This window comes from Streptomyces solincola (assembly GCF_002982015.1).
Classification (GTDB): domain Bacteria; phylum Actinomycetota; class Actinomycetes; order Streptomycetales; family Streptomycetaceae; genus Streptomyces; species Streptomyces solincola.
Map to the genome: position 1 here is coordinate 1 of NZ_PVLV01000320.1, position 11,920 is coordinate 11,920.

Annotated in this window: 8 protein-coding genes and 1 riboswitch; of the genes, 2 read left to right on the plus strand and 6 right to left on the minus strand. The window is 73.8% G+C overall.

Annotated features, from left to right (window positions below):
• Positions 1–1,877 (minus strand): bifunctional acetate--CoA ligase family protein/GNAT family N-acetyltransferase (locus tag C6N75_RS20420; protein ID WP_146132621.1); only part of this gene is annotated, 1,877 nt, incomplete at its 3' end.
• Between the two features lie 130 nt (positions 1,878–2,007).
• On the opposite strand from C6N75_RS20420, the gene C6N75_RS20425 reads away from it, so the two are divergent.
• The gene (locus C6N75_RS20425) at positions 2,008–2,289 is read left to right on the plus strand and encodes an HPr family phosphocarrier protein (RefSeq protein ID WP_105870363.1); all 282 of its coding nucleotides are present in this window, start codon (positions 2,008–2,010) and stop codon (positions 2,287–2,289) included.
• A gap of 233 nt (positions 2,290–2,522) precedes the next feature.
• On the opposite strand, the gene C6N75_RS20430 is transcribed toward C6N75_RS20425, so the two are convergent.
• The 4 genes from C6N75_RS20430 to C6N75_RS20445 form a co-directional block, all read right to left on the minus strand.
• Entirely contained in the window at positions 2,523–3,215 is a 693-nt protein-coding gene (locus C6N75_RS20430; RefSeq protein WP_105870364.1) for a GntR family transcriptional regulator, read from the minus strand.
• 244 nt (positions 3,216–3,459) lie between these two features.
• Positions 3,460–4,263, minus strand: coding sequence for a M23 family metallopeptidase (locus tag C6N75_RS20435; RefSeq protein ID WP_105870365.1), 804 nt, complete (start codon positions 4,261–4,263; stop codon positions 3,460–3,462).
• Between the two features lie 12 nt (positions 4,264–4,275).
• Positions 4,276–4,439, minus strand: a riboswitch (cyclic di-AMP (ydaO/yuaA leader).
• 583 nt (positions 4,440–5,022) lie between these two features.
• Positions 5,023–6,390 (minus strand): M16 family metallopeptidase, encoded by a 1,368-nt coding sequence (locus tag C6N75_RS20440; protein ID WP_105870369.1) that lies wholly within the window; start codon positions 6,388–6,390, stop codon positions 5,023–5,025.
• Positions 6,391–6,416: 26 nt separating this feature from the next.
• Complete coding sequence (locus tag C6N75_RS20445) at positions 6,417–7,784, minus strand: M16 family metallopeptidase (protein ID WP_105870366.1); 1,368 nt, start codon at positions 7,782–7,784, stop codon at positions 6,417–6,419.
• 305 nt (positions 7,785–8,089) lie between these two features.
• Between C6N75_RS20445 and C6N75_RS20450 the strand changes: the two genes are divergently transcribed.
• Complete coding sequence (locus C6N75_RS20450; RefSeq protein WP_105870367.1) at positions 8,090–10,546, plus strand: DNA gyrase/topoisomerase IV subunit A; 2,457 nt, start codon at positions 8,090–8,092, stop codon at positions 10,544–10,546.
• A 247-nt stretch (positions 10,547–10,793) separates the two neighbouring features.
• Here the strand turns inward: C6N75_RS20450 and C6N75_RS20455 are convergent, their stop codons facing one another.
• Positions 10,794–11,882, minus strand: a complete 1,089-nt coding sequence (locus C6N75_RS20455) for a CobW family GTP-binding protein (protein ID WP_105870368.1) — start codon at positions 11,880–11,882, stop codon at positions 10,794–10,796.
• Positions 11,883–11,920 lie beyond the last annotated feature (38 nt).

Below are 11,920 nucleotides of genomic sequence, written 5' to 3' on the forward strand. Positions count from 1 at the left end.
GGGGCGGGGGGCGCGGTGCTGGTCGCGGCGGCGAGGGCGTCGGCGAGCGCGCCCATCTCGACGTGCACGACGACCACCGGCTTGGCCGGCGCGGTCGCCGCCGCGCTGCGCAGGGCGTCCGCCAGCATGCCGCCGCCGGACTCGGTCCCGCCGTCCTCGCCGACCCAGGGGATCGCGGTGACCACCACCGCGTCGCACGACGGATCGTGCAGCGCCTCGGTGAGCCCGGCCCGGAAGTCCTCCGGGGTGGCCGAGGTCGTCAGGTCCCGGGGCCGCAGCGGCCGCAGCCCCTCGGTCAGGCAGGCGTCGTAGGCGAGCAGCCCCAGCGACTCGGAGTTGCCCAGGATGGCGACCCGGGGCCCGGCCGGCAGCGGCTGCCCGGCGAGCAGCACGCCGGCGTCCACCAGCTCGGTGACCGTGTCGACCCGGATGACCCCGGCCTGCCGCAGCAGCGCGGAGACCGTGGCGTGCGGGATGCGGGTGGCGGGGACGGCGTGGCCGGGCGGGGCGCTGCCGGTGTGCCGGCCGCCCTTGACCACGACGACCGGCTTGGCGGCGGCGGTGCGGCGGGCCAGCCGGGTGAACTTGCGGGGGTTGCCGATGGACTCCAGGTAGAGCAGGACGACGTCGGTGTCCGGGTCCTCGAACCAGAACTGGAGGATGTCGTTGCCGGAGACGTCGGCGCGGTTGCCGGCGGAGACGAAGGCGGAGAGGCCCGCCCCGCGCCGGTGCAGCCCGGCCAGCAGGGCGATGCCGATGGCGCCGGACTGGGTGAACAGCCCGATCCGGCCGGCGGCCGGCGGGTGCGGGGCGAGCGAGGCGTTGAGCCGCACCCCCTCCGCGGTGTTGATCACCCCGAAGGCGTTGGGGCCGATGATCCGCATGCCGTACGAGCGGGCCTGGCGCACCAGCGCGCGCTGCCGCTCCCTGCCCTCCCCGCCCTGCTCGGCGTATCCGGCGGAGAGCACGACCAGTCCCCGGACGCCGTGCTCGCCGCAGTCGGCGACGGCCTCGGGCACCCGCTCGGCGGGCACGGCGAGGACCGCTAGGTCCACCGGGTGGCCGATGTCGGCGACCGAGGGGAAGGCGGGTACGCCGTCCAGGGCGGACGGCCCGGCGAGGGCGCGGTTCACCGCGTACAGCCTGCCGGTGAAGCCGCCGTCCAGCAGGTTGCGCAGGACCGTGCGGCCCACGCCCCCGGGGGCCCGGCCCGCGCCGACCACGGCGACCGAGCCGGGGGTGAGCAGCCGCTGCACCGACCGGGCCTCGGCGCGCTGCTCCCGCGCGCGCTGCACGGCCAGCGAGCGGTTGGTGGGCTCCAGGTCCAGGGTGAGGCGGACCGCCCCGTCGGCGAAGCTGCGCTTCTGGGTGTAGCCGGCGTCCGTGAAGACTTTGATCATCTTGCCGTTGGCCGGGAGCACCTCGGCCGCGAAGCGCCGGATGCCTCGCTCGCGGGCGACGGCCGCGATGTGCTCCAGCAGCGCGGAGGCCACGCCCCGGCCCTGGTGGGCGTCCTGCACCAGGAAGGCGACCTCGGCCTCGTCGGCGGGGGCGGTGGCGGGCATGCCGTCGGCGTCGATCCGGTCGTAGCGGACGGTGGCGATGAACTCGCCGCCGACGGTCGCCGCCAGACCCACCCGGTCGACGTGGTCGTGGTGGGTGAAGCGGTGCACGTCCTTGGCGGAGAGCCGGGGGTAGGGTGCGAAGAACCGGTAGTACTTCGACTCGTCCGAGACCTGCTCGTAGAAGCTGACCAGCCGTTCCGCGTCCTCGGCGGTGATCGGCCTGATCCGGGCGGTGCCGCCGTCCCGCAGCACCACATCGGCTTCCCAGTGGTCGGGGTACGGGTGTTCCGGCTGGTCCGACGGCGTCCGCATGGGCCCAGGGTACGGTCCCGGGCGTGCGGCGGCGGGAAGACGCAGCACCGCCCGCGGCATGAGACACTGACCACGACAACTGGTCTAGACAACCTTCTGGACAACCCCGCACGACCCGAAGGGCAACACCATGGCTGAGCGCCGCGTCAACGTCGGCTGGGCCGAGGGCCTGCACGCCCGCCCCGCCGCGATCTTCGTCCGTGCCGCCACGGCCGCCGGCGTCCCCGTCACCATCGCCAAGGCCGACGGCAACCCGGTCAACGCCGCGTCCATGCTCGCGGTGCTCGGCCTGGGCGCGCAGGGCGGCGACGAGATCGTGCTGGCCTCGGACGCGGACGGCGCGGACGCCGCCCTGGACCGGCTGGCCAAGCTGGTCTCCGAGGGCCTCGAGGAGCTCCCCGAGACGGTCTGACCCGCCGGGAGATCCCGTCAGCCGCATTCCGCCCCTCGGGGCGGGATGCGGCTTTTCGTTTCCCTTCCACCGGACCCGATGGCCCCACCGGTGCGGAAATTGCGGGAGGGGGACAGGCGCCACCCGGTGCCGATAAACAGACGTCGTCCGCCACGGAGAAGCCACGGAAAAGCCACGGAGAAATGGAGACGGAATCACGCGGGCGTAGCGACGACTTTTCTACCCGCCGTCGGTCACGTACGCGCCACGGCGGTGTTCACGGGATGTTGCGGTGTCCTCACACGTCCGCCGGCGCGGGGCGCCGGCACCCGCAGCCGGTGCGCGCCGGCCAGCTCCTCCACCCGCAGGGCGGTCAGCGCCCGGGCCCGCTCGGCGTCGCCGCGGGCCACCGCGTCCACGATGGCGCCGTACGCGGCCCAGACCTCGACCGGCCGGGCGGGCTGCTCGACGGCGTACATCCAGGCGATCTTCTGCCGCAACTGGGTGAGCAGCGCGGTCAGCGCGGGGCTGCCGGACGCCTGCGCCAGGGTGTCGTGGAACCAGCCCGTCAGCGGGCGCAGGTCCTCAGGGCGGCCGAGCCGGGACTGCTGCCGGCCGAGCCGGACCAGCCCGCGCAGCACCCGCAGATGGGCTTCGCTGCGCCGCTGGGCGGCCCGGGCCGCGCCCAGCGGCTCCACCAGCAGCCGCACCTCCAGCAGGTCGGCGGCCTCCTGCTCGGTGGGCTCGGCCACGCAGGCGCCGGCGTGCCGGCGGGTGGTGACGAACCCCTCCGACTCCAGGGTGCGCAGCGCCTCGCGGACCGGGACCCGGGAGACCCCGTAGCGGCCGGCCAGGCGCTCCTCGGTGAGCCGGCCGCCGCGCTCGAGCACCCCGGCGATGATGTCGTCGCGGATTGCCGTGCACACCGAGTGCGCCGGAACGCCCATGACGAACCTCCCAGTGATCCACGTGAAAAGCATCCGTGGTGCGCGTGCTTTTCCCGGGCCCGTTCCCGTGTGCGTCGACTCTATTGCAGCGCGCGGGAAATTCCGACACCCGGACGGAGTTCGGACGCATTTCGGACGGATTCCGGTCGGATTCCGGTCGGGCGCCGGGAATGCCGACGGCCCCGGTTCCTCATCGGAACCGGGGCCGTGGCCGTAGGCGGAGGGGGTGCGCCGCCGCCGGACGTCAGACGTTGACGCCGTGCGAGCGCAGGTAGGAGACGGGGTCGATGTCCGAGCCGTAGCCCTCGCCGCTGCGGGCCTCGAAGTGCAGGTGGGGGCCGGAGGAGTTGCCGGTGGAGCCGGCGAGGCCGATCTGCTGGCCGGGCAGCACGCTCTGGCCGACCGAGACGCTGAGCTGCGACAGGTGGCCGTACTGGGTGTAGGTGCCGTCGTTCATCCGGATCACCACGTTGTTGCCGTACGCGCCGCCCCAGCCGGCCTCGACGACGGTGCCGGCGCCCACGGCGACGACCTGGGTGCCGGAGGCCGCGTGGAAGTCGATGCCGGTGTGGCTGCCGGAGGACCACATGCCGCCGCCGGCGTGGTACGAGGTGCTGACGTAGGAGCCGGCGACCGGGGCCTGGAAGGAGTTGAGCCGCTTGCGCTCGGCCTCGCGGTTGGCGCGCTCCTTGGCCTCGCGGGCCGCCTTGAGCCGGGCCTCGGCCTTGCGGATGGACTCCGCCTCGGCCTTCGCCTGGGCCTCCGCCAGAGCCGCGTCCTCGTCGGCCTCGCGCCCCTGGGCACGGGCCTGGGCGCCGACGCGCTCGGCGATGAGGTCGGTGGTGACGGCCTGGTTGAGACCGGTGTCCGCCATGTCGGGGGCCGCGTAGGGCAGTTCGGCGTCGGCGGCGAGGGCCGGAGAGGCGAGGGAGCCGATGACGCCACCGCCGGCGAGTGCGGCGACCCCGGCGGCCTGCGCGCCCTTGCGGGTCAGTATGTGCGAACGGCTGGGGGCGCGGTGCTTCCCGGTGGCACGGGTGAACGCCATGAAGCGGCTGGTCCTTTCCTTCCCTCTCGCCTACCGGGTTAGCTGACGGGTTCGGAGCAGGAAGGTCTCCTACGGGCCCCTCCGCCTCGCGGCGAAGGCACCCGATTCACCCCAGGGGACTGTGGGTCCCCGGCTCCCCAGGCTCGCGCCTGACGGGGACTCGGCGATTGCTGTCCGATGCCGCGGGCGCGGCGGGTGCTTCGGGCGGACAGCGCCTAAGACGCTAAGCGGCCGATCTTTCAATATCCAAACGGACTCGGTTTTTTGTAGCGCACGCCACAGACCAGAGGCACCCCCTCCCCAACAATCCGGACATACGCCCGCGCGCACCGGCGGAGCCCGCCCCGCCGTCGCCCCTGCCCATCGCCCTTGCCCATCGCCCTCGCCCATCGCCCCTGCCGCCGGCACCCGCACCGCCTTCGCACCGTGGGCCGCGCCTGCCTCCGGCACACGCGCCGTGGGTCGCTCCGGCCCCGGGCACGACGCGGGCCCCGGCCCCCTCTCGGGGGTGCCGGGGCCCGAACTGCTCTGCCTCCCGCGGGCTTCCGGTGACCGGACGGCCCGTCGGACGCCCGTACGCCCCCGCGGGGGCCGGACGGCCCGTCGGACGCCCGTGCGCCGCCGCGAGGGCGGGAGGCCCGTCGAACGCCCATGCGCCGCCGCGAGGCCCGGTGAGCCCCCGGAAAGCGGCGGGCGGCCCGGTGAGCCCGGCTGAGCGGCGGGGGCCCGGTGAACCCCGGTTGAGCGGCGGGCGGCCCGTCAGCTTCCGGCGACCGTCACCGGACCGAGGTCCAGCGCCTCCACCGGCTCCTTGATCTGCGCGGCGTCGCCGACCAGCACGGTGACCAGCCGGTCCACCGGGAAGGCGCTGACGACCGCGGCGGTGGCCTCCACCGTGCCGGTCGCGGCGAGCGCGGCGTACAGGTCCGCCTGGTAGTCGTCGGGCAGGTGCTGCTCGACCTGGTCGGCCAGGGTCGCGGCGACCGACGCGGCCGTCTCGTACTTCAGCGGGGCCACGCCCACCAGGTTCTGCACCGCCACGTCCCGCTCGGCGTCGGTCAGTCCCTCCGCGGCCAGGGTGCGCAGCACCTTCCACAGGTCGTCCAGCGCGGGGCCGGTGTTGGGGGTGTCCACCGAGCCGCTGATGGCGAGCATCGCGGCGCCGACGCCCTCCGGGCCGGAGCGCAGCACCTGGCTGAACGCCCGTACGCCGTAGGTGTAGCCCTTCTCCTCGCGCAGCACCCGGTCCAGCCGGGAGGTGAGGGTGCCGCCCAGGCAGTAGGTGCCGAGCACCTGGGCGGGCCACACCCGGTCGTGCCGGTCCGGGCCGACGCGGCCGATGAGAATCTGCGTCTGGACCGCGCCGGGGCGGTCCACGATGACGACCCGTCCGGTGTCGTCGGCGGTCACCGGCGGCATGGCGCGCGGGGCGCCCGCGTCGCCGCTCCAGTCGCCGAGGGTCTCGGCGAGCAGGGCGTCGAGGTCGACGCCGTCCAGGTCGCCGACCACCACGGCGGTGGCGGTGGCCGGGCGGACGTGGGTCTCGTAGAACGCGCGCACCGCGGCCGCGTCGATACCGGCCACGGACGCCTCGGTGCCCTGGCGGGGCCGGGACATCCGGGAGTCGGCCGGGAACAGCTCCTTGGAGAACTGGATGGCGGCCCGGCGGCCGGGGTTGGCGTTCTCGTGCGGGATCTCGTCGAGGCGGTTGCGCACCAGCCGCTCCACCTCGCCGGCGTCGAAGGCGGGGGCGCGCAGCGCCTCGGCGAGCAGCCCGAGGGCCTTGCCGAGCCGGGAGACCGGGACCTCCAGGGAGACCCGGACGCCTGGGTGGTCGGCGTGCGCGTCGAGGGTGGCGCCGCACTTCTCCAGCTCGGCGGCGAACTCCTCGGCGGAGTGCTTGTCGGTGCCCTCGGACAGCGCCCGGGCCATGATGGTGGCGACGCCTTCGAGGCCGGCCGGCTCGGCGTCCAGCGGGGCGGCGAGGGAGATCTCCACGGCGACGACCTGCTGGCCGGGGCGGTGGCAGCGCAGCACGGTCAGGCCGTTGCCGAGCCGGCCGCGCTCGGGGGCGGGGAAGGCCCACGGCTTGGCCTCGCCAGGCTGGGGCTGCGGGTGGAACTCCATGGACGTCAGGGACTCGGCGGTCTCGCTCACTGGTCCGCCCCCACTTCCTGCTCGGTGCCGGTGCTGTCGTTCTCGTCGTCCTGCTCCGCGGCCTCCTCGGCCAGCGGCTCGTAGACCAGGACGGCGCGGTTGTCGGGGCGCAGCCGGGCCTTGGCGACGGCCTGCACCTCCTCCGCGGTGACCTCCAGGACCCGCTGGACGGCGGTCAGCGCGAGCTGCGGGTCGCCGAACAGCACGGCGTACCGGCACAGTTCGTCGGCGCGGCCGGCGACGGTGCCGAGCCGGTCCAGCCATTCGCGCTCGAGCTGCGCCTGGGCGCGCTCCATCTCCTCGGGGGTGGGCCCCTCGGCGGCGAACCGGGCCAGCTCCTCGTCCACCGCGGCCTCGATGTCGGGGACCTCGACGCCGCCGGAGGTCTTCACGTCCAGCCAGCCGAGCGAGGGCGCGCCGGCCAGGCGCAGCAGCCCGAAGCCGGCGGCGACGGCGGTGCGGTCGCGGCGCACCAGGCGGTTGTGCAGCCGCGAGGAGTCGCCGCCGCCGAGGACGGTGAGGGCGAGGTCGGCGGCGTCGCACTCGCGGGTGCCGTCGTGCGGCAGGCGGTAGGCGGCCATCAGGGCGCGGGCCGGCACCTCGGCCTCGACCACCTCGCGCAGCTGTGCGCCGACGGTGTCGGGCAGCGTGCCGTCCCGCGGCGGCTGCTTGCCGTCGTGGGAGGGGATGGAGCCGAAGTACCGCTCCACCCAGGCCAGGGTCTGCTCGGGGTCGATGTCGCCGACCACGGACAGCACCGCGTTGTTCGGGGCGTAGTAGGTGCGGAAGAACTGGCGGGCGTCTTCCAGGGTGGCCGCGTCCAGGTCGGCCATGGAGCCGATCGGGGTGTGGTGGTAGGGGTGGCCCTCCGGGTAGGCCATGGCGGTCAGCCGCTCGAAGGCGGTGCCGTAGGGCACGTTGTCGTAGCGCTGGCGGCGCTCGTTCTTCACCACGTCGCGCTGGTTCTCCATGGACTCCTCGTCCAGCGCGGCGAGGAGCGAGCCCATCCGGTCGGCCTCCAGCCAGAGCGCGAGCTCGAGCTGGTGGGCGGGCATGGTCTCGAAGTAGTTGGTCCGCTCGAAGCTGGTGGTGCCGTTGAGCGAGCCGCCGGCGCCCTGCACCAGCTCGAAGTGGCCGTTGCCGGTGACCTGCTTGGAGCCCTGGAACATCAGGTGCTCGAAGAGGTGGGCCAGTCCGGTGCGGCCCTTGACCTCGTGCCGGGAGCCGACGTCGTACCAGAGGCAGACCGCGGCGACCGGGGTCAGGTGGTCCTCGGAGAGCACCACGCGCAGGCCGTTGGCCAGTCGGTGCTCGCTCGCCGTCAGTCCGCCGGAGCCGGCTTGGGCGGCGGCCGTGTGACCCATGGGCATGTACGTCCCTTCGATCGCGATGTGGAAGAGTCCTGCTCGGCGGTGACGCCGGCGGGTGCGGAGAGGTCTCCGGCGCCCCGAGGCGTCCTGCCGATGCTCGAGTCCTGCCACTGTATGCAAGCGGACCAGGGCCCTGCGAAGTTCCCGTGCGCCGGGTGCTTCCCCCGATCGGGGTGGCAGCCCCACCCCGGGGCGGGGGCCTGCCCCCCTCTCCCCGGGTCGCGGTCCGCGTTGTCAGTGGCACGGTCCACAATGGTCCGCGTCAGATCAGCCTTGTTGGTGAAGGAGCCGCAGCCGCGATGGCCCGCCGCAGCACGAAGACCACGCAGCCCGACGACGACTTCGAGGAGCGCATCCTCGACATCGACGTCGTGGACGAGATGCAGGGCTCCTTCCTTGAGTACGCGTACTCGGTGATCTACTCCCGCGCGCTGCCCGACGCGCGGGACGGCATGAAGCCGGTGCACCGCCGGATCGTCTACCAGATGAACGAGATGGGGCTGCGCCCCGACCGGGGCTTCGTCAAGTGCGCCCGGGTCGTCGGCGAGGTGATGGGCAAGCTGCACCCGCACGGCGACGCCTCCATCTACGACGCGCTGGTGCGCATGGCGCAGCCGTTCTCGATGCGGCTGCCGCTGGTCGACGGCCACGGCAACTTCGGCTCGCTGGGCAATGACGACCCGCCGGCCGCGATGCGGTACACCGAGTGCCGGATGGCCGACGCCACCTCGCTGATGACGGAGTCCATCGACGAGGACACCGTCGACTTCAACCCCAACTACGACGGCCAGGAGCGCGAGCCCGTCGCGCTGCCCGCCGCGTACCCGAACCTCCTGGTCAACGGCGCCTCCGGGATCGCGGTCGGCATGGCGACCAACATGCCCCCGCACAACCTGGGCGAGGTCATCGCCGCCGCCCGCCATCTGATCCGGCATCCGAACGCCGACCTGGACGCCCTGATGCGGCACGTGCCGGGCCCCGACCTGCCCACCGGCGGCCGGATCGTGGGCCTGTCGGGCATCCGCGACGCCTACGCGACCGGCCGCGGCACCTTCAAGATCCGCGCCACCGTCGCCGTGGAGAGCGTCACGCCCCGCCGCAAGGGCCTGGTCGTCACCGAACTGCCCTTCGCGGTCGGCCCCGAGAAGGTCATCTCCAAGATCAAGGACCTGGTGGGCTCCAAGAAGCTCCAGGGCATCGCGGACGTCAAGGACCTCACCGACCGCGAGCACGGGCTGCGCCTGGTCATCGAGATCAAGAACGGCTTCATCCCCGAGGCCGTGCTGGAGCAGCTCTACAAGCTGACGCCGATGGAGGAGTCCTTCGGCATCAACAACGTGGCCCTGGTCGACGGCCAGCCGCTCACGCTCGGTCTGAAGGAGCTGCTGGAGGTCTACCTGGACCACCGCTTCGAGGTGGTCCGCCGGCGCAGCGAGTTCCGCCGCGGCAGGAAGCGGGACCGGCTGCACCTGGTGGAGGGCCTGCTGGTCGCCCTGCTCGACATCGACGAGGTCATCCGGCTGATCCGCTCCAGCGACAACAGCGCCCAGGCCAAGGAGAGGCTGATCGGGCACTTCTCCCTCAGCGAGATCCAGACCCAGTACATCCTGGACACCCCGCTGCGCCGGCTCACCAAGTTCGACCGGATCGAGCTGGAGGGCGAGCGCGACCGGCTGACCGGCGAGATCGAGGAGCTGACCCGGATCCTGGAGTCCGACGCCGAGCTGCGCAAGCTGGTGTCGGGCGAGCTGGCCGCGGTGGCGAAGAAGTTCGCCACCGACCGGCGCACGGTGCTGCTGGAGTCCTCCGGCGCGCCGGTCGCCGCGCAGGCGCTGGAGGTGGCGGACGACCCGTGCCGGGTGCTGCTCTCCTCCACCGGCCTGCTGGCCCGCACGGTCACCGGCGAGCCGCTGCCGGACGCCGGCGGACGGCGCGCCAAGCACGACGTCATCGTCTCCGCGGTGCTGGCCACCCAGCGCGGTGAGGTAGGCGCGGTCACCTCCGCCGGCCGCCTGCTGCGGCTGTCCGTGATCGACCTGCCGCAGCTCCCCGACACCGCCTCCGCGCCCAACCTCTCCGGCGGCGCGCAGGTCTCGGAGTTCCTCACCCTGGACAAGGACGAGCGGGTGCTCTGCCTGACCACCTTGGAGGAGTCCTCCCCCGGCCTCGCGCTGGGCACGCTCCAGGGCGTGGTGAAGCGGGTGGTCCCCGACTACCCGTCGAACAAGGAGGAGCTGGAGGTCATCACCCTGCGCGAGGGCGACCGGATCGTCGGCGCGACCGAGCTGCGCACCGGCGAGGAGGACCTGGTCTTCATCACCTCCGACGCCCAGTTGCTGCGCTACCCGGCCGGCCAGGTCCGGCCGCAGGGCCGCCCGGCCGGCGGCATGGCCGGCGTGAAGCTCACGGCCGGCGCGGAGGTGCTCTCCTTCACCGCGGTGGACCCGGCCGCGGAAGCGGTGGTCTTCACGGTCGCCGGCGCCTCCGGGGCGCTGGACGCGACGGCCGGCACGTCGGCGAAGCTGACCCCGTTCGACCAGTATCCGCGCAAGGGCCGCGCCACCGGCGGGGTGCGCTGCCAGCGGTTCCTGCGCGGGGAGGACCACCTGGTGCTCGCCTGGGCGGGCGAGGCCCCGGCTCGCGCCGCCCAGAAGAACGGCACGCCGGTGGAGCTGCCCGAGCCCGACCCGCGCCGCGACGGCTCCGGCACCCCCCTGGCCAAGCCCGTCGCCATCCTGGCCGGCCCGGCCTCATAAGCCGGACGTCACGGAGGCCGGGCCCCGCCCGCGCAGCACGGCGGACGCCACCAAGCGCAGGCCCCGGCCTCGCAAGCCGGCAGACGCCGATGTCGGCCGAGTCCCGCCGCCATAAGGCGTCGGGCACCGCCGAGGCCGGGGTCCCGCTTTCGCAAGGCGGCAGACGCCGTTGTCGGCTGGGGCCCGCGCTCGTAAGGCGGCGGGCGCCGCTGCTGGCCGGGACCCGCCCCCGCCAGGCGGCGGGTGCTCAGATCGCGTCCGCCGCCTCGCTGGCGGCTGGCTCCGGGTCGCCCTTGTCCGGGACGTACCGCAGGACGCCCCACATGCTGTGCTCCTCGGGCGTGTCGTCGGGACCGGTCACCCGGCAGCCGTCCAGCGCCGTGCGCAGGCCCTCCGCGTCCATCCCGAAGCCGATCAGCACCAGCCCGGTGCGGCGCTCCTCGCCGGCCGGCCACGGCTCCGGGTAGAAGCGCAGGAACCGGCCGACCGTGTGCACCGCGTACCGGTTGGCCGGGTCGGCCGCCCCGAAGTCCACGAAGCCCTTGATCCGGTAGAGCCCCTCCGACCGGCCGTCCAGGAAGTCCATCAGCCTGCGCGGATGCAGCGGCAGGTCCGCGGCGAACGAAACCGTGTCGTATCCGGCGTGCGGATGGGCCGCGTGCTCGTCCTCGCGCAGGTCGTCGAAGGAGAGCTGGCCCTCCCCCGCGCCGTCCCGGGGCGCGGCCCGCTCGAACAGCAGCTCCGGATCGACCCGCCCGTACGCCGCGTCCACCACGGCCGCCCGCTCCGCCAGGGCGGCGACGGACTCGTGCACCCGGCCCAGCTCGGCGGCCGGCACCCGGTCGGCCTTGTTGACCACGACGAGGTCGGCGACGGCCAGGTGCCGGTCGGTCTCCGGGTGGCGGGCCCGGGTGGCGTCGTACTCGGCCGCGTCCACGACCTGGACCAGTCCGCCGTACACGATCCGGGCGTTGTCGCTGCTCAGCACCATGCGGACCAGTTCCTGCGGCTCGGCGAGCCCGCTGGCCTCGATCACGATGACGTCCAGTCCGGCCGACGGCCTGGTCAGCGCCTCCAGGTAGTCGTCCAACTCGCTCGCGTCCACCGCGCAGCACAGGCAGCCGTTGCCCAGCGAAACGGTGGAGCCGACCTGTCCGGCCACCGTCATGGCGTCGATCTCGATCGCGCCGAAGTCGTTGACCATCACGCCGATCCGGGTGCCCCGGGCACTGCGCAGGAGATGGTTCAGCAGGGTCGTCTTGCCCGACCCGAGGAAGCCCGCCAGGACGACGACGGGGATCGGCCGCGCGCTGCTCTCGCTGCACTCGCTGCTCAAGGGGACGCCCTTCCGTGGGAGTGGGGGTGGGGGTAGGA

Coding starts and splice junctions, on each gene's coding strand:
- C6N75_RS20425 (WP_105870363.1), top strand. CDS start 2,008: ATGGCTGAGCGCCGCGTCAACGTCGGCTGGGCCGAGGGCCTGCACGCC.
- C6N75_RS20445 (WP_105870366.1), bottom strand. CDS start 7,784: ATGGGTCACACGGCCGCCGCCCAAGCCGGCTCCGGCGGACTGACGGCG.
- C6N75_RS20440 (WP_105870369.1), bottom strand. CDS start 6,390: ATGGAGTTCCACCCGCAGCCCCAGCCTGGCGAGGCCAAGCCGTGGGCC.
- C6N75_RS20450 (WP_105870367.1), top strand. CDS start 8,090: ATGGCCCGCCGCAGCACGAAGACCACGCAGCCCGACGACGACTTCGAG.
- C6N75_RS20435 (WP_105870365.1), bottom strand. CDS start 4,263: ATGGCGTTCACCCGTGCCACCGGGAAGCACCGCGCCCCCAGCCGTTCG.
- C6N75_RS20430 (WP_105870364.1), bottom strand. CDS start 3,215: ATGGGCGTTCCGGCGCACTCGGTGTGCACGGCAATCCGCGACGACATC.